Here is a 22,002-nt window from a genome sequence, read left to right on the forward strand (position 1 = left end):
CGAATTCTTTCCTTAAGGTCCACAGGCTTGCACCGGAATGTCGATGTGATAGGGCATGGCGATCCCGTCTCCATTTTTTACGGTTTGCTTCATGCTTCGCGACTTCTCGCTTCAGAGCCTGTTCATGGGCCTGCTCACCGCCTTCGTCGGCTTTGCCAGCTCTTTTGCCGTCGTTCTGCACGGCCTGACCGGCGTCGGCGCAAGCGAGCCGCAGGCGGCATCGGGCCTGATGGCGCTGTCGATTTCGATGGGAGTCTGCGCGATCGTTCTCAGCTTCGCTACCCGCCTGCCCGTCAGCATCGCCTGGTCGACACCCGGAGCCGCCCTTCTTGCCAGTTCCGGCGCAGTGGAAGGCGGATTCAACACGGCCGTTGGCGGCTTTCTGATCTGCGGCCTTCTGATCGTTCTTGCCGGGCTCTGGAAGCCGCTTGGCCGCGCCGTTGCCGCCATACCGGCGGCGCTGGCCAATGCGATGCTGGCGGGTGTCCTGATCGGACTTTGTTTCGCGCCGGCCAAGGCCATCGCCTTCGATCCGCTTCTCGGTCTGCCGATCGTTCTCGCCTGGGTCGTGGTCGGGAGCATCAACCGGTTGTTTGCAGTCCCGGCGGCCCTGCTCGCCTTCGTGCTGGTTCTTGCCTTCGGTGTCGATATGCCGGCTGACGCCATGGCGCGGATTTCAGCGACGCTGGTGCCGCATGCCGCGTGGGTCGCCCCGCATTTCAGCCTGGCCGGGCTGGTGAGCATCGCCCTCCCCCTCTTCATCGTCACCATGGCATCGCAGAATATTCCAGGTATTGCCGTGCTGAAAGTGAACGGATACGAGCCCCAGCCGGGTCCCCTGTTTGCAACGACCGGTGTCTTTTCCGCCCTGAGCGCCCCTTTCGGTGGCCATGCCGTCAATCTGGCAGCGATTACGGCGGCCATGTGTGCCGGCGAGGACGCGCACCCGGACCCGGCCCGGCGGTACTGGGCAGCAATCGTCGCGGGAGCCGGCTATGTCGTCTTCGGCCTGCTTGCAGCCGCGGTGACCGCTTTCGTCAGCCTTGCGCCGCCGATCCTGATACAGGCGGTGGCGGGGCTGGCTCTCATAGGGGCCTTCGCGGGCTCTGCCATGGCCGCCTTCAAGGAGCCGGACAGCCGCGAGGCAGCGGCCGTGACTTTTCTCGTCACCGCGTCCGGCGTTGGTTTCGCGGGTATTTCGGGTGCATTCTGGGGTCTTCTCGCCGGTGGCCTTATGCTGGCGCTCGCCCGGTTGACGCGGTCGCGTCGCCGGTAATCATGCGGCGGCACGCGCCCCCTGGACGGGCAGGTCAATCGCGCCCACGACCGCTGCAGGATGTTGAGCAGCAAATCCTGTCCCGTTGACCACGTGATCGATGTCGCGGACCGGCATCGGCCTGCCGAACAGATATCCCTGCACCTGCAGGCAGCCTTCGCCGCGCAGGAAATCCATATGTGCCTCGTTCTCGACACCCTCCGCAAGAACAGGGATATCGAGGCTCTGCGCCAGGATGATCGTCGAGCGTACGATCGCGGCAGATTGCCGACTGCTCGTGACGCCATCGACAAAGGCGCGATCGATCTTGATCTTGTCGAAGGGGAAATTCTGCAGCGTCGAAAGCGACGAATAGCCGGTGCCGTAATCGTCCATGGCGATCTTGACGCCCAGATCCTTCAATCTTCGGATGATGGTCAGCGCGTGCTGCTGATCGGCAAAAATGCCGGACTCGGTAATTTCCAGCTCGAGGCGGGATGCACAAAGGCCCGTTTCTGTCAGAATATCAGCGACACGGCCCGGAAAATTCGGGTCGGCAAGCTGCGCCGGCGCCACATTGACGGCAATCCCTATCGGGTTGCGCCAGGATGCTGCCTGCTTGCATGCCGTGCGCAGCACCCAGTCGCCGAGTTCATGGATAAACCCGTTCTTCTCGGCGATCTGGATGAATTCCATCGGCGGGACCATACCGCGGACAGGGTGATGCCACCGCAACAGCACTTCCAGGCCGATCACGTCGCGTGTCATCGAGTTGTTCTGGTACTGGTAATAGAGTTCGAACTCGTTGCGTTCAATGCCCTGGCGCATGTCCATCGCCAGAACGCTGCGATTGCGCGCGGCATCATCCATCGACGGCTCGTAGCAGCGAACGGCGTTTGAGCCGGCCAGCTTGGCGCGATACATGGCAAGGTCGGCCTGCGCCAGAAGCTCTTCGGCGTTATGGGCGTCTGCAGGGAACATGGAGATGCCGACGCTTGTCCCGACCAGGAAGGTTTGGGCTCCCCAGTTCACGGGTTTTACAACCTCGGCAACCAGCTTCGCCGCAAAATTCCGGGAATCGCTCTTCTGGAACAGATCTGACGCCAGGGCGACAAATTCGTCGCCGCCGACGCGTGCCAGAAACTCGCCTTCGCCAAGCACCTTCGCCATACGTTCGGAAATGATCCTCAGAACCGCATCACCGGCCGCATGTCCGTGCACATCGTTGACCTCCTTGAAGCGATCGAGATCGAAGGACAGAACGGCCACCCGTGCGGTCTCATCCCTCTGGTGTCGGAGCGTGGCTTCCAGGCGCTCGGCAAGGTAGGTGCGGTTGGGCAGTCCAGTCAACGGGTCATGCAGAGCGAGGTGCCGATAGCGCTCGGCCGCATGATTGTTCGAGTGAAAATCGATAATGTAGGTCGAAGCCCCAAGGCCCAGCATAAGACCGATCATGGTGAGCACCATGACAAGAAGGAGGCTGTCCGGAATAAGGGCCGCCGAAGGCAGGATCGTCGCGTCGGGCACGATGGTCAGGGCGCCCATGGCGACGAAATGGACAGTGACGATCGCCAGCACGAGCGCCAGGGCACCGCCATATTTACAGAAGCGGGTAACCGGTCGTGCGATCCGGCTGGTCGCCACTGCGCCGAAAGCCAATCCCAGCAGCACGGACGCCAGGTGATAACGGCGGTCCCACTCCAGATACCCCGAAATCTGATAGGCCATCATGCCCATGTAATGCATGACCGCGATACCGGCCCCCACAACGGCTCCGCCAAGTTCGATGGTCACTCCGGTAAACCGCAGGGATGTAATAAAGAAGCCAAGCGTCGTTATCGCCATTGCCACTCCCAGCGAGGCAAGCGTCAGGGTTGGCTCATAGGCGTGGTGCAGAAAAGGCTGGAAACTCAGCATGGCGATGAAGTGGGTTGTCCAGATCGTCGATCCGCCGATGACCCCGCTCAGGAACAGCCAGTTCATCTTCTGGAAGCCTGTCGTGCGGCGCACCCGGGCAAACAGGCGCATCGTCAGCACCGAGCCAAGACCGCAGACAAGCACGGCGAGAGCGAGCAATCTGTAATCATGTTCCGTTGCAATGCAGGAGAGAATTTTGAGCATGGGGCACCCGTTCCGATATGGCGCACCATGCATGGTGAAGCCTAACAGAGTTTAACGCCGTTTCCTTTCATGCGGAGGATGGTTACCAAGGAGGCAACCGCCTCCCGCGTGGCGTGTGAATGCAGCATCTTGATCATCTGCCGGTGGATTTCCGTGCGATGTCGTGGTTTGCTTGCCTTTTGCGGCATTCTCGGTTATGGAGCCGCGTCCGCGCAGACACCCTTGGAGGCAAACGCGGATGAGGCGGTCAAAGGCCTCGGTTCATCTGGCAAGACAGACAGATGAACTCTCCAAAAACACCAGAAAGGTACTGCCATGAGCCACGCATCTTACGAGCTCAAGGCCGAAACGCGCGAACGGGTTGGTAAGGGGTCCTCCCGTGAACTTCGCCGCAACGGTCTTATTCCTGCTGTCATCTACGGTGACAAGCAACAGCCGATTTCCATCGCCCTCTCCACGAAGGAAGTCACCCGGAGAATTCACGCCGGTGGTTTCATGACCACGATCGCCACCATTGAAGTTGGTGGCGAAAAGATCCGCGTCCTGCCGAAGGACTACCAGCTGGATCCGGTCCGTGACTTCACCATGCATGTCGACTTCCTGCGCGTGTCCAAGGACTCGACCGTGACCGTCGAAGTTCCGGTTCACTTCGTCAACGAAGAACTGTCCCCCGGCCTCAAGGTCGGCGGCGTTCTCAACATCGTTCGCCATGAAGTTGAACTGGTTGTTTCCGCTGATGCAATTCCGGAGTTCCTGACGGCCGATCTTTCCGGCCTGAAGCTGGGCGACGGCATTCACATCTCCAACATCAAGCTGCCGAACGGCGCGACACCGGTCATTACCGATCGCGACTTCACCATCGCCACCATTGCCACCCCGGCCGGCGGTGTTTCGGAAGAAGAAGAGACAGCGTCCGAGTAATCGACGCCAGTCCCGGTTTTTGGAACCCGTCTCACTCCGTGAGGCGGGTTTTTATATGGACTCCTGCCGGAACAGCCGGCACCCGCTAGAGTTTTGGCCGTCCGGTTCAGCAACATTTAAGGTTTCCGTGATGGAATGTTGCCGGGGAACATTCGACTTCAGATCCGGGAATTCAATGGGGTGCAATGCTGACATGACGACAGGGAGCATCCGATGATGCGGTCCGTCGAATACCGCTTCATTGCGATCGTCTGCGGCGCAGTCTTGATTTTCGTCGCCCCTCTTATCGTGCTATTTTTGACTTTGTCTTCCGAACGGATCGCCAGGCAGGAACTTAAGAATGCTGAAATTCTTCTGGACGCCAACGCCCGGGCTCTTGGAAAACCCCTGTGGGATTTCGACAGGGAAGGCGTCGAGCAGATCGCGAAATCCCTTGCGGCCGCTGATCATATCGCAGGCGTGGAGATCTGGGACAGTCTGGGCTCCCTGTCATTCAGCATTCCCGACATTTCGCTGGACCCCGGATCGCCGCATATAATTCTCTCCCGAAACGTGGTGTATTCGTCCCAGGGAAGCTCCAAGACGATCGGCACAGTCAAGCTCTGGGTTTCCAGCCCCGGAATACTGTCCCGTTTTGGCGACGATGAAACAGTCGTTCTCTTCATTCTGGTGGTCGCCGTTGGTATCGTCTTCGGATCGGCATTGCTCAGCAACCGGTTCACGGTGATGCGACCCTTGACACGCCTTACGGCTGCCATCGAAGCGACCCGGCTGCTTGGCTCGCGCCATCACGTGGATTGGCAATCGGACGATGAAATGGGTGCGCTCGCGCAGAATTTCAATGAAATGCAGAGCGAACTGGAGCGCGAAGAACAAGAGCTGAAGATCGCGCACCGCCGCTCGACGGACATTTACAATTTGACACCGTCGATGCTGTTCTCTCTTGACGCCGGAAACCACATTACGGCTGTCAGCGATTATTGGCTGATGGCGACCGGTTACAGCCGCGAACAGGTTCTTGGCCGCAGCTTCACGGACTTCGTCGACGAACACTGGCATGAGACCTACCGGGCGCGCCGAAAGAACGGCAGCGCCGCAAACACAGATATCTGCGAAGTCACCATTCCATTCGTCAAGGCCGATGGTCACACCATGACTGTGCTGATCCTCGAAACGACAAGTGCGACGAATGACGAACGCGGCGTTCTGTCCCTTTCGGTCATGACCGACGTTACGGAATTGAAGCAAGCGGAAAGCCGCAACCATGCGCAAGCGATCACCGATCATCTGACCGGACTACTCAACCGCCAAGGCTTCGAGGCGGCTCTCGACAAAGCGATCCGCAATGCCGACGAGACCGGGACGCAGTTGGCCTGCATTTTCATCGACCTCGATCGCTTCAAGTGGATCAACGATAATTTCGGCCATGCGGCAGGCGACGACGTGCTGCGCCAGGTCGTATCGCGCGTCCGCACGACGTTGCGGCCGCTTGACGTCATGTCCCGCCTGGGCGGCGACGAATTCGCCATACTCGTTAATGCCGATGCCGTCGTGTCGCTTGCAACCGAAATCGGCGAGCGGATCTGTGCAAGCCTGCTCGACCGGATCGTCGTTGATGGCGTGGATCTTGCTGTCAGCGCCAGCGTCGGCATCGCGCTCTATCCCGACCATGCTGCCAACGCTGCAGAACTGCTTCTGAAATCCGACATGGCCATGTACGCGCGCAAACGCGACGGCAAGAACGGTATGCTGGTCTTCGACGTCAGCATGCTCGAAAACGCCCGCCAGCGTCTCGAGATCGAGCAGTACATCGAGTCAGGCCTGAAGGAAGACTGGTTCGAAGCCTATCTTCAGCCGATCGTCGGCCTCAGTGATGGCCGCATCGTCGGCTTCGAGGCGCTGATGCGTCTCAACCATCCGGAGAAAGGTGTCCTGCCCCCGGGCAACATCATCGGTATCGCGGAGGAAACGGGATCGATCGGACGCATCGGCGAGCGGGTTCTGGAGAAGGCAATCAGCCATCTTGCCCGGCTAACGGAGCTTGAAGGTGCAGAAACAACCTATCTGGCCATCAATTTCTCGCCGCTTCAATTCGAGGAAACCTTGCCGCATAAGCTTGCCGCACTGCTTCTCAGACATCACATCTCTCCTGTCCGTATCGTCATCGAGATCACCGAAGCGGTCTTCATGCTGGACAATCCGGCAGTTCATGGCGTGTTAAAGCAACTCAGCGAGTTTGGTTGCCGGATCGCGCTTGACGATTTCGGCACGGGCTATTCCTCGCTCAGTTACCTCAACCGCTTTCCGGTCGATATCGTCAAGGTCGATCAATCCTTCACGCGGTCGCTGACCACGGGTACGGCCGAAGTCCGGCGCAAGAGCCGGATGCTTATCAAAGGCATCCGGACCATTTCCCACCAAATGGGCTGCTCGGTCGTCGCCGAAGGTATCGAAAGCGAGGAACAGTGGCAATTGCTGCGCAAGCTGGGCCTCGATTTCGGCCAGGGCTTCCTTTTTAGCCGGCCCATGCCGATTGAAAATATGCTATCGATGCTGGAGATGAACTCGGAAGCCAAGGCAACGAGCCCGGCATGCGACCGGGTTGAATAGGGGAACCGATGAAATTTTCGGCTTTCTGCTTCACTTTCCTGATGTCAGGCGCCGTTCACGCCGAGACTATCAAATTGCTGACGGAAGAATATCCACCGTACAATTTCGCCGAAAACGGCGTGGTGCGCGGCGCGTCCGTCGAGCAGACCGAACGAATCATGTCTTCGCTGGGGATTTCCTACACTCTTGACATTCTGCCTTGGGCACGGGCACTGGCGCTGACGGAAAAACAACCCTCGACCTGTCTGTTTACGACAGCGCATGACGAGGACCGCGACAATCGGTTTAAATGGGTCGAGCCTCTGCTGGTGGACCGGATGATCATGGTGCGCAAGCTCGGATCAGGCGTCAATCCGACGACAATCGAAGAAGCCAGACAGTTTACCGTCGGGACGCAGCGTGAAGATTTTTCTGCGAACTTCCTGAAAAGGAACGGCTTCCCCAAAGTGGATCTGGCGACCGATCTCGAGGCGACGGCAAAGAAACTGATCGCCGGCAGGGTTGATCTCATGATGACGTCGGAAAAAACGTTTGAAACCATGCGTGACCAGGGAAAGCCGGTCGAATCCGCACTCGTGCTGAAAGGCATGGTCTACGGGATGGCCTGCAATCTCGATACCCCGGACGATCTTGTCGCCCGGATGCAGAAAAGCCTCGACGTTTTGATTGCTGACGGCACGCAGCAAAAGATCTTCGCGAAATACGGCCTGCGCACCGACGATTGAGGTCCATACTGTTCGCAACGCCCAACTTGGTCTACGCGAGCTTGACATTGCCCGCAGAGAGGCTGCAAGAGGACCGAGTAGCCCTTAGAGACGCATCCCATGCAGATTTTAGCAGGCCTCGGCAATCCCGGTTCTCAATATGCCGGCAATCGCCACAATATCGGCTTCATGGCCGTCGATGCCATCCAGCAACGCCACAGCTTTGCCCCTTGGACGAAAAAGTTCAAGGCGTTGATGTCGGAGGGGGAGATCGGCGGTGAACGCGTCCTGCTCCTAAAACCCCAGACGTTCATGAATCTCTCGGGCGAAGCGGTGGGGGAAGCCATGCGCTTCTACAAGCTCGCGCCGAAGGACATTCTGGCCATCTACGATGAACTCGATCTTTTGCCCGGCAAGGCGCGGATCAAGACAGGCGGTGGCCATGGCGGCCACAATGGCATCAAGTCGCTCGATGCCCATTGCGGAAAGGACTACCGGCGCCTGCGCCTTGGTATCGGCCATCCCGGCGCCAAGGAAAAAGTCAATGGTCATGTGCTCGGCGACTTCGCCAAGATCGACAAGGTCTGGCTGGAGCCCCTTCTGGACGCTCTGGCCGAGAACGCGGCAATGCTGGTCAAAGGAGAGGATTCGCAGTTTCTGAACAAGCTTTCCCTAGCCACAGGCGGCAAGCAGGAGCCCGAGCCTGCCGTGGCAAAGCCCACTGGACAATCCCATATCCGGCAAGCGCGCAACAGCGCCCAGCCGAAAATCCTGCCGACGACCGGCCCCATGGCCGACATGCTGAAAAAGCTGTTCGGCAACAGGCAAGAGTAACGGAAACGACAACGGAGACGTCGCTTTAGTTTCGCCTGGCGGCAGAACAGAAGCGGGTGTCAGGCCCGACGGACGGACTATGGGCAGCCACAGCCCCGGTCTACTCCTCCGGTTCCGTGGTGAACATCAACGGAAAACCCGCCGCCTTGGCGAGATCCGTCGCCTCCCTGGCCTTGGTCTCGGCAATATCCCGCGCGCAGACGACGATGACGCAGACGCCGAACTTGTGCGCCGTCAGCATCATCCGGTATCCGGTTTCCTCGCTCATGCGAAAGACCGCCTTCAGCACCATGATAACGAATTCGCGCGGCGTGTAGTCGTCATTGATCAGGATGACCTTGTAGAGCTTCGGCCTCTCCAGCTTCGGCTTGGCTTTCGTTTTCGGCTTGAGCGCTGTCTTGTCTTCCACCATCGGCGGCCTGCTCTTGTTTGGGGGGTGGGCAAGGCTTCTATTTCGTCTTGCGAAAGGCATCACGAAAGAGAGGGCTTTCAATCGTCCGCGAGCGACATAACAGGCTGATCCATCCTTGTCAGGATCGCGGCGGCGCGTCTGTCGAACGTCGCGACAACCTCGCCGCCCAGACGCCGCCCTTCAAATGCGATCACCCCATCCGCAAAATCGCCCCCTGCGTTCATAAATGCAAAACCGTTTGCAACCGCGCCGCGATCAAGAACAATGCTCTCTGAAGCAGCCAAAGATTCGATCGCCTCGCTGAGTTTCAACGTGACCTGCCCTTTCGACGTGACTTTCAACTTTGCCAATGCATCTCCGATCATTGCCTTAAAATAAGGCATGTCAGCCTTACCCGCAAGGCGAAGACACCGCAGCGGACCGCGTTCATAGCGACGAGGCTTGACCTGGCGGCAAGTTTCCGCAAAAGGCACTGCAACAGAATTCGATTGGACAGGTTTCAAGACCATGGGTTTCAAATGCGGTATCGTCGGACTGCCGAATGTCGGCAAGTCCACTCTCTTCAATGCGCTGACGAAAACGGCACAGGCGCAGGCGGCGAACTACCCGTTCTGTACCATCGAGCCGAACACCGGCGAAGTTGCCGTGCCCGATCCGCGCATGCGCAAGCTCGCCGATGTCGCGAAATCAAAGGAAATTATTCCGACGCGGATTTCCTTCGTCGATATCGCCGGTCTGGTGCGCGGCGCCTCCAAGGGCGAAGGCCTCGGCAACAAATTTCTTGCCAATATCCGTGAAGTCGATGCGACCGTGCATGTGCTGCGCTGCTTCGAGGATGACGACATCACCCATGTCGAGGGCCGCATCGATCCGGTCGGCGATGCCGAGACGATCGAAACCGAACTCATGCTGGCCGACCTGGAAAGCCTGGAGCGCCGCACCGAACAGACCCGCAAGCGCGCCGCCTCCAAGGACAAGGAATCGCTGACCCTGCTGCCGGTCATGGATGCGGCGATGAAGCTTCTGCAGGAGGGAAAGCCGGTTCGCACGCTTCTGGCCACGCTGGACGCAGAGGAAAAGCTCATCCTGCAGGGCCTCAATCTGCTCACAGCCCATCCGGTGCTTTATGTCTGCAACGTCGCGGAAAGCGATGCCGTGTCCGGCAATGCCCATACCAAGGCAGTCGAGGCAATGGCCAAGGCGCAAGCTGCTGAAACAGTCGTCATTTCGGCTGCGATCGAGTCCGAAGTCGCGCAGTTGCCGGAAGAGGAAGCCAGGGAATTTCTGGAGGCGCTCGGCCTGCACGAGGCCGGCCTCGACCAGTTGATCCGCGCCGGATACAAGCTGCTGGATCTCATCACCTATTTCACCGTCGGCCCCAAGGAAACGCGCGCCTGGACCATCCCGCGCGGTACAAAAGCCCCTGCAGCGGCCGGCGTCATCCACACCGACTTCGAACGCGGCTTCATTCGCGCCTTCACCATCGCCTATGACGACTACATCGCCTACAACGGCGAAGTCGGTGCCAAGGAAGCCGGCAAGGGACGTGACGAAGGCAAGGAATATGTCGTCCAGGACGGCGATGTGATCCACTTCCGCTTCAACACCTGACCGCTCGAGACAGCCTGTCTGCCCATGGCAGGCTTGCCCTTGCCGTGGACGGCGGTATGTTGGAGACCCCATCGTCAGAGGAGTTTCCCATGCGCCTTCTATCCGCTCTGCTCATGTCCACGGCCCTTGCCGCACACCCGGTTATGGCCGCCGAGATCAGCTATGAGGGCGCAAAGCAGATCGAGGAAAAGTTCACCTCTTTTCTGCCGGAGAAATACGCGAAATCAGGTCTGGTCAAGGTCCGCCCGGGCACGACTGATTATGAAATCATTCTCGATCCAGCCGTCTTTCTGAAAGATGTGGACGCCAGCCAGTTCAGCATTTCCGGCCTCAAGCCGTTTCTGTCGCTGATCCGCCCGCTCGACGACGGAACCTGGAACGTCTCCCAGTCGGACAGTCTCGATGTGAAGGGACAGTTCACCGCGCAGGGAGAAAAGACCGATTTCACCTATAAGATCGACGCATTCAAGGTGGACGGCATCTACGATCCGGAAATCCTCTATTTCAAGTCTGCCAATATGTCCGCCGGCGCCATCGCCATGGCGTCGAAATCGCCGCTACAATCTCTCGACGCGCAGTTCGGAAAAATGACATCCGTCATCGACAGCAATCGCGCTGCGGGAAATACCATCGACATCCGGTCGAAAGCCGTGTTGGAATCGTTTACGGAAACAATTGTCGATCCTGCGAAGACCAAGGTGGACATTGCCGCTGATCACCTCGCGGCCGATGTCAGCATGAACGGCCTTGCCTACAAGCCGTTGCAAGACATGGTTCTGTTCGTGATGGACAAGATCAAGGCCGATAAGCTCGCACCCGCCGACCAGGCAAGATTGAAGGAACTGGGACGCGCCAATCTGCCGATGTTCGGCAGCCTGCTCGAGGCCATCGATGTGACCAATCTCAAGGTTGCAACGCCGACAGGGACCTTCGGAGCGGAAAACCTGCGCTACACGATTCAATCGAATGGCCTGAAGGACGGCGCAAAAGCCGGTTTCGGCATTCTGGTGGAGAAGCCGAGTATTCCCCCGGGCCTTGTTCCCGAGGCATTTAAAGCCGCGCTTCCGGAAACGGTTGCTTTCAATATCTCGCTCGACAATCTCAACCTCAAGAGCGGCATCAGCTACTTTATCGACAACGCGGATTTCAACGCCGACAAGCCTCTGACCGACGCGCAGTCCGCAGAAGCCGGCCGCATCTTTCTGCCGGGCGGCGCCATGACCATTCGCTATGACGACGTCTATGCACGGTCACCCGTCTACGATGTCAGCCTGTCCGGTACGACCACCGTTTATCCCGCGCAACCGGAGCGGCAGGATACCGAGGTGACCATCTATGCCAGGGACTTCGACAAGACGGTTTCGTATCTGCAGGACAATGCGCAGGCCGTGCCGCAATTCGGCCAGGCCGCCTTCGTCCTCCTGATGGTCAAGGGTTTCGCCAAACAGTCTCCGGACGGACGGCAGATGTGGACGATCACGGTCGATGAAACCAAAAAGGTGAAGATCAACGGCCAGGATCTGCCGTTTCAGCAATAGGGCTGCTGAGCGAGGTGACTGCCAGTAAAAATTTGTGCTTCTGCCGGGAACCCTGCCATGCTGTATTTAGAGGATTTTTTGCCGGGGACGCGTTTCGAATTCCAGCCGACACCGATGGAAGCGCAGGATATCGTCGACTTCGCCGCCGAGTTCGATCCGCAACCTATGCACCTGTCGGAAGAAGCCGGCAAGGCGAGCATTCTCGGCGGCCTTGCAGCATCGGGCTGGCATACCAGCGCCGTCATGATGCGGATGCTTTGCGACAGCTATATCCATGACACGGCATCCGAAGGCTCGCCGGGCGTGAAGAGCATGGATTGGAGAAAGCCGGTCCTGTCGGGCGATATCCTGTCCGGCACATGCACCGTTCTGGAGGCTCGAACCTCGCGGTCTCGGCCGGAGATCGGCATCGTCCAGTTTCGCGCCGAAGTCTTCAACCAGCGAGGCGAAACCGTAGCGACCTGCGACTATGCCAACATGATCCGCTGCAGATCATCAGGAGCCGCCGCATGAGGCTTTCCGAGATCCACACGGAGGGTGAAAGGGTGCGTATCGGCAGCGTGACCTTCACGGCCGACGACATTGTCCGTTTTGCAGAAAAATTCGATCCGCAGCCTTTCCATCTCGACGCGGCAGCCGCGGCAGGCTCGCTGTTCGGCGGCCTCTGCGCGTCCGGCTGGCACACATGCGCTGGCTGGATGAAGTGTTTCGTGCCCTTCTGGCTGGGCGAGATGAAGCGGCTGGCTTCAGAAGGCATCGTCGCCCCGAAACTCGGTCCTTCGCCGGGGTTTCGGGACATGCGCTGGCTGCGTCCTGTCTTCGCCGACGATACAATAACCTATTTCGTGACCTTCGTTTCGGCAAAGGATCTAGCATCGCGGCCGGGATGGCGGATCAACACCATCCTGTGCGAAGGCGAGAACCAGAATGGTGACGGGGTCATCCGGTTCGAGAGCAACGTACTCGAGTTTCCCTGACACAATCCTCAGTGGCCGTCGAATTCGATCAGCGTCAACACCTTGACGCCAAGTGCTTCGAGCTTCCTGCGACCGCCGAGTTCGGGCAGGTCGATGATGAAGCAGGCAGCGACGATATCGGCGCCCATCTGCTGCAGCAGCTTCGTTGCGCCCTCGGCCGTGCCGCCCGTCGCGATCAGGTCATCCACCAAAATGACCTTGTCGCCCGGTTTGACGGCATCGCGATGCATCTCCATTTCGTCGATGCCGTATTCGAGACTGTATGCGATGCGGACCGTATCATGCGGCAGCTTGCCCTTCTTGCGGATCGGCACGAAGCCGGCGGACATCTGATGCGCCATGGCGCCACCGAGGATAAATCCGCGGGCCTCGACGCCGGCGACCTTATCGATCTTCGTGCCGGCGAAGGGATGCACCAGTTCATCGATCGACCGGCGAAAGGCACGGGGATTGCCGAGAAGCGTGGTGATGTCGCGAAACATGATGCCGGGCTTCGGGTAGTCCGCAATGTTGCGGATGGAAGCGATCAGTTCCTGCTGCAGAGAAGAGCTCATTGTGCGAGGCATGCCTTTTCGGGACGTCTGTCAGAAGACGAAGCCATAGCACCAAACCGGAAAAATGCTGAGCCCTTTCTCATGTGCAGCTATGCCGCACGCGGCGCATTGGATGACGGATGGAGCAGGACGGGGCTACCCGTCCCGCTCCGGCATTTGCTCTTATTGCTTGGCAGGCGTCGAAGCCCTGATCTTTTCCTGCAGCTTGCGGGCGACCTCGGGGTTGGTCTGGGCGGCGGTGATGATCGTCTTGTATTCGTTGAGCGACATATCCGGGGATGTCTCCACCGCGCTGATCATCTGCTTGTTGGCCTCGTTCTGCAGCTTCTGCTTTGCTGCCGTGTCCTTTTCAACGCCGATCTTCGCGGCATAGTCCTGACGCACCTTGTCGACCTGCAGATAGGCGACGGCAAAAGCATCGATCTTCTGCTCGCTGATTGCGGTGGGCGCGGCCCCCTGCATCGGTTGCGTAGCCTGCGGTTCGGCTGCTCCCTGCGCGAATGCCGGTGCGTTGACGACGATCAGGCTCAATGCGGCAGCGGTCAAAGCTGCGACGGGCATGTGGCGGATGGTCATAGGCTTTCCTTTCCTAAGTCAATCTCGAGACGGCTTGTCGCCATCTGTCCGGAGAAACAACTCCGACTCCAAGGGTACGGACGGATCGGGCGAGAATGTGACCCTGCCAAGGAAGCTTAAAGGCCATGTCGGGGCCGGGGAAGCGGCGAAAGGCAGTTCTTCCGGGTGCCGGGAAGTACAATCGAACCCCGCGATGGGGAACCATTCCAAGCGATTTCCGGTTATGATGGCGGTGGTCCGCTTCGGAATGCGCCATGGCGGAACCGAAACACAAGGAGGAGTATCATGCGACTATTTGAATGCGGCACCCTCGTGCCCGGGTGTTCATGGCATACGCGCGCCGACGACGACGCTGAAGTTATCAGGCGCGCAGTCGAGCACCTGCGCGCGTCCCATGGCGAAACGTTGATCCGCGAGACCATGGTCGACCACATCAAGTCGCGCATCGTCGAGGAAACCAAGGCGGCCTGAACTCATATCAAGGACATCAGCCGGGCAACCAGCGTTGCCCGGTCAGCATTGAAGTTTCCGTCCACCCACCCTTTCTCCAGCTGTTCCAGCAATTCTCCGACGCGCGGTCCAGACGAAACGCCGGCAGAGAGCACGTCGGCCCCGACAAGAGGGAAAACCGGTTTCCGCCAATTTTCGGCGCGCGACAGAAGGCGCTGCAAACGCGCCGTTTCCGGCAATTGCGCCGGGTCATTTTCCGATTTTTGCCGGGACGAGGCTAATGCCAGTTTTAAGGCCGTCGCGAGGCCCGTGGTCCCATTCCGATAGAGCAACCGGTCGAACGCGGTATCGGCGATGGCATTCGGCAGACGGGGCGCCTTTGCCCAGGCGGCGAGAAACGCCGTTTCTGTCCTGGAAAGGCGCAACCGTTTTGCCATAGCCTCCAGCCGTTCGGCATCCGGCGGCACCATGGCGGCGAGCCTCAGGAGCGGTTGCGGGCTCCAGCCGAATATCCGCTCGGCGGAAACCAGGCCGGGAATGGCGTCGATGCCCCATTTTTCCGTCTCCGGAAGAATTTCCGTCAGCACGCCAGCCTGCCGCATCCAGAGCAGGGAGCGGCCCGGATCGGGCGCCGACAGCAGCTTCTTCATTTCCGACCAGACGCGCTCGGCCGACAAGCCCGAAAGCTTGGAGCGTGCCTGCGCACAGGCGCGAAGACCACCGGCATCAGGTCTGCCGGATCCGTAATGGGCGAAGAACCGGAAGAACCGAAGCACGCGCAGATAATCTTCCGCGACGCGCTCGGCAGCATTTCCGATGAAGCGAATCGTGCGTTTCTCGATATCTGGCAGCCCATCGACGAGATCGATCACAGTGCCGCTTGCATCGGCATAGAGCGCATTGATCGTCAGGTCGCGCCGCCGGGCATCCTCCGCCCAATCCGTACCGAAAACGACCTGCGCATGGCGGCCGTCAGTCTCCGCGTCGCGGCGCAGCGTCGTTATCTCGAAGGGGGCACCGTCGATGACCAGCGTCACGGTGCCATGCTCGATGCCCGTCGGCACTGCCTTGATCGACGCAGCCTTGGCCCGTTTGACCACGTCCTGCGGCAAGAGGGTCGTCGCTATGTCGATATCGGCGACCGGCAGGCCCATCAGGCTGTTGCGAACCGCGCCGCCGACCACACGCGCCTCTCCGCCATCGACGTTGAGAAGATCGAAGACGCGCGTCAGCGCGGGTGCCGAAAACCAGGTTTCCGCGGCAACGGAGGTCATGCATAGAGCCTTTCGTAGAGCATCCGGACGATGCTCGCGGTGATACCCCAGATATTCCGCTCGCCATAGGGCATTTGATAGAAATGACGCTCCGCCCCCTGCCAGTTCGTTCTTCCCCGACGGTGATTGCGCGGGTCCATGAGGAAGGACAGGGGTACGTCGAACACGGCATCGACCTCCGTCGGATTGGGCACCAGATCATAGCCCGGCTGCACGACGGCCAGCACCGGCGTAATCCTGAAACCGGACAGGGCCATGTAGTATGGGAGCCGGCCGACAGTCTCGACAAAGCGCCGGTCGAGACCGATCTCCTCCTCGGTTTCGCGCAAGGCGGCCCGCTCGGGCGTGTCGTCGTCTGGATCGATCGATCCGCCTGGAAAGGAAATCTGACCGGAGTGCTTTCTAAGTGTGGCCGTGCGCTGGGTGAAGATGACACGCGCATCGTCGCCATCGTCGATGACGGGCACAAGCACGGCTGCATCTTTCAGGGTCAAGGCTTCGAGTTGCGGAATAATATCGGGATTGAGCAGAAAATCGCCGTGCTCCCGCCAAGCCTCCTCGGTGAACTGACGCGACTGCCGGAACGCGCGCCGGCGGAAATCTTCGGCAGAAAAAACAGGTCTCGTCATGCCGACAGCGCTGCCAGTTCCGCGGCAGGCATGACCGGGAAGAGAACGCCGCCGGAGCGCACCGCAAACATCTCCACGCCGTCGATCACTGCCACTTCTCCAAGCTCTGCCAGTTCGTACATGACTGGCCGGGCCACCAGGGCCTCCAGACGACCCCGCACGTGAAGATAGGGCTTCAACTCGCTGTTGTCGCCGTGGATGACAAAGTGCAGCCGGTGGTCCGCCCCCGCTTCGACCACATCCCCGACATTGGTTCGGAACGTCAGCACTTGCCCGTCGCCCCTTCCCGTCACCGACAGTTCGACGGCGACGAAAGGCGCGTCGGCGACGCGGATGCCCAGTTTTTCCACAGGCGTCACCAGATAGGTCTTGCCGTCCTCCTCCCTGCGCAGGACGGTGGAGAAGAGCCGTACAAGGGGCTGCCGGCCGATCGGCGTGCCGAGGTAGAACCAGGTCCCGTCGGCGCGAATCTCCATGTCGATATCGCCGCAAAACGGCGGATTCCAGTGCTCGACCGGCGGCAGCGGAGTATCCTTGCCGTTCGTCTGCCCGGCCGCGCGTGAAATCAGCGCCGCGAGGCTGTCAGCATCGGCAGATGGAGCTATTTGGGCTTCCGCCATCGTTCCGTCCCGTTTGGCCTTATTCTTGCGTAGTCTTGTCCATAGGCTTCACGAGATAGTGCGCCCTTTGCGTCTTGTCAGCTAGCGGACGGAGCTTAGATTGAAAAACATGCGCCGAATGAACGCTTTTTCCGATTCGGGACCGCGGCCGGCCACTGGAGACAGACAATGGGTGTTATGACGACCGCAGACGGCGCTGTTGATGAAAAGATGATCATTGCGGCAGCCGAGAAAGCGCTGAGCGAGATCGCCCTGATCCGCAAGGAAGTCGGCAAAGTGATTTTCGGACAGGAAAGCGTTGTCGAACAGACCTTGCTGGCGGTTCTGTCCGGTGGTCACGCCCTCCTCGTCGGCGTGCCCGGTCTTGCCAAGACAAAACTGGTGTCGACGCTCGGCACGGTGCTGGGGCTGCAGTCAAGCCGCATCCAGTTCACGCCGGACCTCATGCCGTCGGATATTCTCGGGTCCGAAGTCATGGACCAGGACGAAACCGGTCGCCGTTCCTTCCGCTTCGTCCCGGGTCCTATCTTTACGCAGCTCCTGATGGCCGACGAAATCAACCGGGCCAGCCCCCGCACCCAGTCGGCGCTGCTGCAGGCCATGCAGGAATATCACGTCACGGTCGCCGGTCAGCGCAACGACCTTCCGCAGCCGTTCCATGTGCTTGCGACGCAGAACCCGCTGGAGCAGGAAGGCACCTACCCCCTGCCCGAGGCCCAGCTCGACAGGTTCCTGATGCAGGTCGACGTCGGCTATCCGGAACTTGCCGCCGAACGGCAGATCCTGCTGGAAACGACAGGCACGCGGGAAGCCGAAGCACGCGGCGTGATCGACGCCCGGCAGTTGCACGATATCCAGCTGCTGATCCGGCAGATGCCGGTCAGCGAGAAGGTGGTCGATGCCATCCTGTCGCTGGTCCGCTCGGCCCGCCCCGGCAATGGCAATGCGGCAACCGACAAGAACGTCGCCTGGGGTCCCGGCCCGCGCGCCGGTCAGTCCCTCATGCTTTGCGCCCGCGCCCGCGCGCTCTACGACGGCAGGCTGGCGCCATCCATCGATGACATCATGGCTCTCGCCGAACCCGTTCTGCAACATCGCATGGCGCTGACATTCGCGGCTCGGGCCGAGGGCATGTCGGTGCGCGATGTTATTGCCGGGCTCGTCCGTCAAGCCAAGGGATAGTGAATGGCCGCCATAGGGCATATCGTCGAGCCGACGCCATCCGGGGATGTTCTCTCGCGAGCGCAAAACCGTGCGCGGCTGATCCCGGACTGCATGGTCGAGGCAAAGCGGATCGCGAACACGGTGATCTCGGGCTGGCACGGACGGCGCAAGCGCGGCATGGGTGAAAATTTCTGGCAGTTCCGCCCATATAGCGATGGCGAAAGCCTGTCGCGCATCGACTGGCGCCGCTCGGCCCGTGACGACCATACCTATGTGCGAGACCGCGAATGGGAGGCCGCCCACACGATCTGGCTCTGGGCGGATCTCTCGCCCTCGATGATGTACAAATCGACCTTCGGCTCGGTGTCGAAGGAAAGCCGGGCTTTAGTGCTGATGCTGGCGCTTGCCGAGATCCTCGCCCGGTCCGGCGAGCGCATCGGCTGCCCCGGCGTCATGGAGCCTGTATCGGCACGCAACGCTGCCGAGAGGCTGGCAACGGCACTGATGCACACGTCCCTGTCTGGCGGATTGCCGGAAACGCGCATGATCCGCGGGGCGAGCGACCTTGTTCTAATCGGCGATTTTCTCGATCCGGCAGATGCCGTCATGGCTCGCCTGGGGCCTTTGGCGCGGCGCGGCATGCGCGGCCATGTGGTCGAGATCGCCGACCCGGCGGAGGAGAATTTCCCCTATGCCGGGCGCACGGAATTCACGGATCCGGAAACCGGTGAAAAACTGACGGCCGGACGCGCCGAGATCATCCGCGACGACTATCGCCGCGCCTATGTCGCCCGGCGCGACAGTCTGGGCGAAAACCTGCGCCATCTCGGCTGGACCTTCACGCCCCACCGCACGGATCATCTCGCTTCGGAAGCGCTGGTCGCGGTACACATGTACCTGTCAGGCATGCCGGGACGCGCGACCCATGGAGGGCAATTGTGAGTTTCCTGCCCTTCATCTTTGCCAATCCCCTGATACTGGCGGCGCTGGTCGCCCTTCCCGCGATCTGGTGGTTGCTGCGCATGACGCCGCCCAAGCCGGTCGTCGAGGTCTTTCCGCCGTTGCGCATTTTGGCCGGCGTGCTGAAAAGAGAGGAAACGCCATCGAAAAGTCCGTGGTGGCTGACGCTGCTGCGCATGCTCATGGCCGCCGCCATCATCCTGGCGATCGCCGAACCGGTCGTGAACCCCCGCTCCAACACACTGGCCGGCAACGGCCCCTTGGCTTTGGTCATCGACAACAGCTGGGCGACCGCGACCGATTGGGAGCGCCGGGTCGAGACCGCGGAGGCCATGATCACAGACGCGGAAGCGAAGGACTTGCCCGTCGCCATTGTTTTCACTGCCGACACCGAACACAACGCCGTTCCGGCATCGGCAGCGGCGGCGCGCAACCGTCTGGCGGCGGCCGCCCCGCAGCCGCTGCAACCCGATCGCATGGCGGCGGTTGACGCGCTTAGGGCAGCACTTGACGGGACGGCGCCCGGCACACTCGCCTTCCTGTCGGACGGCATGGAAACCGGCGACCGGGAGGTTATGAACGCGCTTGCTTCTCTCGCCCCGGCCAGTTTCCGGCTGATCGAGGGCGATGGCGAGCAGGCTGTCGCCATCACCGGTTCGGCCAATGACGCGGAGTCCATGGTGGTCACCGCGAGCCGCCTGACGACTGCCAATGCCCGGACAATGCCGATCACCGCCTATGACACGCGCGGCAGGGCGATCGCCGAGGGATCGCTGGCCTTTCCGGCCGGCGAAGGGGTCGCCAAGGCGGCCCTCGCTGCTCCCTTCGAGTTGCGCAACGATTTCGCCCGCATCGGGATCGATGGCGTATCCACCGCCGGTGGCACGTTCCTGCTCGACGACGGCTTCCGCCGCCGCCGCGTGGCTCTCTTGAGCGGCGAAGCCCGCGATCAGTCGCAACCCCTTCTGTCGCCTCTCTACTACATCAACCGGGCCTTGGCCCCCTATGCGGATCTTGTTCAGCCGACGGAATCGGATCTCGGCGTCGTCGTTCCAGAGCTTCTGGCGCAAAAGCCGTCCATGCTGATCATGGCCGATATCGGCCGGCTGCCCGACGAGACCTACGCGCCGCTGACCAGATGGATCGAAAACGGCGGCACGTTGATCCGCTTTGCCGGGCCGCGACTGGCCGCAGCGCCTGCCGACGACCCTCTTGTGCCGGTTACGCTGCGCCAGGGCGAGCGCGCGCTCGGTGGCGCGCTCTCCTGGTCCGAACCGCAGCCGCTCGCAGACTATCCGGCGCTCAGCCCTTTTGCCGGTATGCCCCGGCCTGAAGGCATCCTCGTCAAGCGGCAGGTTCTGGCCGAGCCGACGGCAGACCTTTCGTCACGCACCTGGGCAAGCCTTGCAGACGGTACGCCGCTCGTCACGACAAAGACACAAGGCGCCGGACGCATCATCCTGTTTCACGTCAGCGCCGAGGCGACCTGGTCGAACCTGCCGATATCAGGCGATTTCGTCGAGATGCTGCGTCGAAGCGTACAACTGTCGCGAAGCGGCGGCGTGGGCGGCGATGCGGCCGCTGCAGCCAGTGCGCTCGCACCGTACCGCCTGTTGAATGCCGATGGCGTGCTCGTCAGCGAAACCGGCAAGGCGAGGCCCCTTGACGCCGCGCCCGGCAAAACACCCGTCTCCAGCGCTGAAAACCCACCCGGTCTTTACGGCTCCGAAGAAGGCTTTACCGCACTGAACCTCCTGCCCAGCGATACCAGCTTGAAAGCCATCGATGCGACCGGCCTTGCCATCCCCTACACGACCGAAGCGCTGATTGGGGCCGAGGCTTGGTCCCTGCGCCCGGCCTTGTTCACCGCGGCTCTCCTTCTTTTGCTGATCGATTCCGCTATCGTGCTGTTCATGGGTGGCGCTTTCACGCTTTTAAGACGACCTGCCGTCGCCGCCATCCTTCTCGCAATCGCGGCATCAGCGCTGCTTGTCTCGCCGGGCCAATCGCTCGCCGACGATAGCAAATCCGGCGACGAACGGATTCTTGAACATCTGGACAAGACTCATCTTGCCTATGTCGTCACCGGCGAAACCGAGGTCGATCGTATCTCCGAACGCGGCCTTGCCGGCCTTACGGAATTTCTCACCTATCGCACCACGCTGGAGCCTGGCGCACCTGTAGGCCTCGACATCGCCGCAGATGAGCTGTCCTTCTACTCGCTGATCTACTGGCCTATCTCCGCCAATGCGCCGATGCCGACGCCTCAGGCAATCAGCCGGATCGACGCCTATATGCGCGCCGGCGGTACGGTGTTGTTCGATACGCGCGACCAGTTCTCCGCGCTTGGCGCAGGCTCGAGCGACAGTCCGAACGCCGCGCGGCTTCAGGCGATCCTTGCTGACCTCGATATCCCGCCGCTCGAACCGGTGCCGACCGACAATGTGCTGACCAAGTCGTTCTACCTTTTGTCGAATTTCCCTGGTCGCTACAATGGCAGTCCGCTCTGGATCGAGGCGCAGCAGGACAGCAGCGAGCAACCGAGCGGCAGGCCGGCCCGCTCGGGCGACGGTGTTTCCCCGATCATGATCACCGGCAATGATTTTGCCGGAGCCTGGGCGATCGATACCGGCGGTGCCCCTCTGCTCCCGACCGTACCGCCAGATGAACAGCAGCGGGAATATGCCTATCGGTCCGGTGTCAACATCATGATGTATATGCTGACCGGCAATTACAAGGCAGACCAGGTGCATATCCCGGCCCTTCTCGAAAGGCTCGGACAGTGAGGAAAA

Annotated in this window: 21 protein-coding genes; 13 read left to right on the forward strand and 8 right to left on the reverse strand. The window is 60.5% G+C overall.

Annotated features, from left to right (window positions below):
- Nucleotides 1–91 precede the first annotated feature (91 nt).
- Nucleotides 92–1,276: a benzoate/H(+) symporter BenE family transporter gene (locus PY308_RS14785; protein ID WP_275783902.1), complete on the forward strand. Its 1,185-nt coding sequence runs from the start codon at nucleotides 92–94 to the stop codon at nucleotides 1,274–1,276.
- Here the strand turns inward: PY308_RS14785 and PY308_RS14790 are convergent, their stop codons facing one another.
- Entirely contained in the window at nucleotides 1,277–3,376 is a 2,100-nt protein-coding gene (locus tag PY308_RS14790) for a putative bifunctional diguanylate cyclase/phosphodiesterase (RefSeq protein WP_275783903.1), read from the reverse strand.
- Between the two features lie 315 nt (nucleotides 3,377–3,691).
- Here PY308_RS14790 and PY308_RS14795 point away from each other — a divergent pair, with 315 nt between their 5' ends.
- From PY308_RS14795 to pth, 4 genes are all read left to right on the forward strand, one after another.
- Nucleotides 3,692–4,297, forward strand: a complete 606-nt coding sequence (locus tag PY308_RS14795; protein WP_275783905.1) for a 50S ribosomal protein L25/general stress protein Ctc — start codon at nucleotides 3,692–3,694, stop codon at nucleotides 4,295–4,297.
- Nucleotides 4,298–4,510: 213 nt separating this feature from the next.
- On the forward strand, nucleotides 4,511–6,907 hold the full coding sequence (locus tag PY308_RS14800; RefSeq protein WP_275783908.1) for a putative bifunctional diguanylate cyclase/phosphodiesterase: 2,397 nt from the start codon (nucleotides 4,511–4,513) through the stop codon (nucleotides 6,905–6,907).
- An 8-nt stretch (nucleotides 6,908–6,915) separates the two neighbouring features.
- On the forward strand, nucleotides 6,916–7,632 hold the full coding sequence (locus tag PY308_RS14805) for a substrate-binding periplasmic protein (protein ID WP_275783910.1): 717 nt from the start codon (nucleotides 6,916–6,918) through the stop codon (nucleotides 7,630–7,632).
- A 99-nt stretch (nucleotides 7,633–7,731) separates the two neighbouring features.
- Entirely contained in the window at nucleotides 7,732–8,445 is a 714-nt protein-coding gene (gene pth / locus PY308_RS14810) for an aminoacyl-tRNA hydrolase (protein ID WP_275783913.1), read from the forward strand.
- Nucleotides 8,446–8,545: 100 nt separating this feature from the next.
- On the opposite strand, the gene clpS is transcribed toward pth, so the two are convergent.
- Both clpS and PY308_RS14820 read right to left on the reverse strand, forming a co-directional pair.
- Nucleotides 8,546–8,857: an ATP-dependent Clp protease adapter ClpS gene (clpS, locus tag PY308_RS14815; protein ID WP_275783916.1), complete on the reverse strand. Its 312-nt coding sequence runs from the start codon at nucleotides 8,855–8,857 to the stop codon at nucleotides 8,546–8,548.
- 77 nt (nucleotides 8,858–8,934) lie between these two features.
- On the reverse strand, nucleotides 8,935–9,240 hold the full coding sequence (locus tag PY308_RS14820) for a PIN domain-containing protein (RefSeq protein ID WP_275783919.1): 306 nt from the start codon (nucleotides 9,238–9,240) through the stop codon (nucleotides 8,935–8,937).
- A gap of 124 nt (nucleotides 9,241–9,364) precedes the next feature.
- On the opposite strand from PY308_RS14820, the gene ychF reads away from it, so the two are divergent.
- From ychF to PY308_RS14840, 4 genes are all read left to right on the forward strand, one after another.
- Nucleotides 9,365–10,468, forward strand: coding sequence for a redox-regulated ATPase YchF (ychF, locus tag PY308_RS14825; RefSeq protein ID WP_275783921.1), 1,104 nt, complete (start codon nucleotides 9,365–9,367; stop codon nucleotides 10,466–10,468).
- Nucleotides 10,469–10,557: 89 nt separating this feature from the next.
- A complete protein-coding gene (locus PY308_RS14830) occupies nucleotides 10,558–12,006 on the forward strand; it encodes a hypothetical protein (protein WP_275783923.1) in 1,449 nt (482 codons plus the stop codon).
- A gap of 57 nt (nucleotides 12,007–12,063) precedes the next feature.
- Nucleotides 12,064–12,519 (forward strand): MaoC family dehydratase, encoded by a 456-nt coding sequence (locus tag PY308_RS14835; RefSeq protein ID WP_275783926.1) that lies wholly within the window; start codon nucleotides 12,064–12,066, stop codon nucleotides 12,517–12,519.
- Complete coding sequence (locus tag PY308_RS14840; RefSeq protein WP_275783928.1) at nucleotides 12,516–12,983, forward strand: MaoC family dehydratase; 468 nt, start codon at nucleotides 12,516–12,518, stop codon at nucleotides 12,981–12,983. The genes PY308_RS14835 and PY308_RS14840 overlap by 4 nt, the downstream gene beginning before the upstream one ends.
- Before the next feature lie 8 nt (nucleotides 12,984–12,991).
- Here PY308_RS14840 and PY308_RS14845 read toward each other — a convergent pair whose 3' ends face one another.
- Nucleotides 12,992–13,537 carry an adenine phosphoribosyltransferase gene (locus PY308_RS14845; protein WP_275783930.1) on the reverse strand — a complete coding sequence of 182 codons (546 nt, stop codon included), beginning with the start codon at nucleotides 13,535–13,537 and terminating at the stop codon, nucleotides 12,992–12,994.
- A 162-nt stretch (nucleotides 13,538–13,699) separates the two neighbouring features.
- Nucleotides 13,700–14,113 carry a DUF4168 domain-containing protein gene (locus PY308_RS14850; RefSeq protein WP_275783933.1) on the reverse strand — a complete coding sequence of 138 codons (414 nt, stop codon included), beginning with the start codon at nucleotides 14,111–14,113 and terminating at the stop codon, nucleotides 13,700–13,702.
- 285 nt (nucleotides 14,114–14,398) lie between these two features.
- Between PY308_RS14850 and PY308_RS14855 the strand changes: the two genes are divergently transcribed.
- Nucleotides 14,399–14,584: a DUF1059 domain-containing protein gene (locus PY308_RS14855; protein ID WP_275783936.1), complete on the forward strand. Its 186-nt coding sequence runs from the start codon at nucleotides 14,399–14,401 to the stop codon at nucleotides 14,582–14,584.
- 2 nt (nucleotides 14,585–14,586) lie between these two features.
- Here the strand turns inward: PY308_RS14855 and PY308_RS14860 are convergent, their stop codons facing one another.
- Genes PY308_RS14860 through PY308_RS14870 form a run of 3 tightly spaced genes read right to left on the reverse strand, consistent with a single transcriptional unit; the run spans nucleotide 14,587 to nucleotide 17,086 of the window.
- Nucleotides 14,587–15,837, reverse strand: a complete 1,251-nt coding sequence (locus tag PY308_RS14860; protein ID WP_275783939.1) for a CCA tRNA nucleotidyltransferase — start codon at nucleotides 15,835–15,837, stop codon at nucleotides 14,587–14,589.
- A complete protein-coding gene (locus PY308_RS14865; protein WP_275783941.1) occupies nucleotides 15,834–16,466 on the reverse strand; it encodes a CoA pyrophosphatase in 633 nt (210 codons plus the stop codon). The genes PY308_RS14860 and PY308_RS14865 overlap by 4 nt, the downstream gene beginning before the upstream one ends.
- Complete coding sequence (locus tag PY308_RS14870; protein ID WP_275783943.1) at nucleotides 16,463–17,086, reverse strand: DUF1285 domain-containing protein; 624 nt, start codon at nucleotides 17,084–17,086, stop codon at nucleotides 16,463–16,465. Before PY308_RS14870 ends, PY308_RS14865 begins: the two co-directional genes overlap by 4 nt.
- A gap of 168 nt (nucleotides 17,087–17,254) precedes the next feature.
- Here PY308_RS14870 and PY308_RS14875 point away from each other — a divergent pair, with 168 nt between their 5' ends.
- The 3 genes from PY308_RS14875 to PY308_RS14885 are packed head-to-tail and all read left to right on the forward strand — an operon-like array spanning nucleotide 17,255 to nucleotide 21,996.
- Complete coding sequence (locus PY308_RS14875; RefSeq protein WP_275783945.1) at nucleotides 17,255–18,268, forward strand: AAA family ATPase; 1,014 nt, start codon at nucleotides 17,255–17,257, stop codon at nucleotides 18,266–18,268.
- A gap of 3 nt (nucleotides 18,269–18,271) precedes the next feature.
- Nucleotides 18,272–19,192 carry a DUF58 domain-containing protein gene (locus PY308_RS14880; protein WP_275783947.1) on the forward strand — a complete coding sequence of 307 codons (921 nt, stop codon included), beginning with the start codon at nucleotides 18,272–18,274 and terminating at the stop codon, nucleotides 19,190–19,192.
- Complete coding sequence (locus PY308_RS14885) at nucleotides 19,189–21,996, forward strand: DUF4159 domain-containing protein (RefSeq protein ID WP_434064158.1); 2,808 nt, start codon at nucleotides 19,189–19,191, stop codon at nucleotides 21,994–21,996. Before PY308_RS14880 ends, PY308_RS14885 begins: the two co-directional genes overlap by 4 nt.
- Nucleotides 21,997–22,002: the final 6 nt, after the last annotated feature.

The organism is Pararhizobium gei (assembly GCF_029223885.1).
Taxonomy (GTDB): domain Bacteria; phylum Pseudomonadota; class Alphaproteobacteria; order Rhizobiales; family Rhizobiaceae; genus Pararhizobium; species Pararhizobium gei.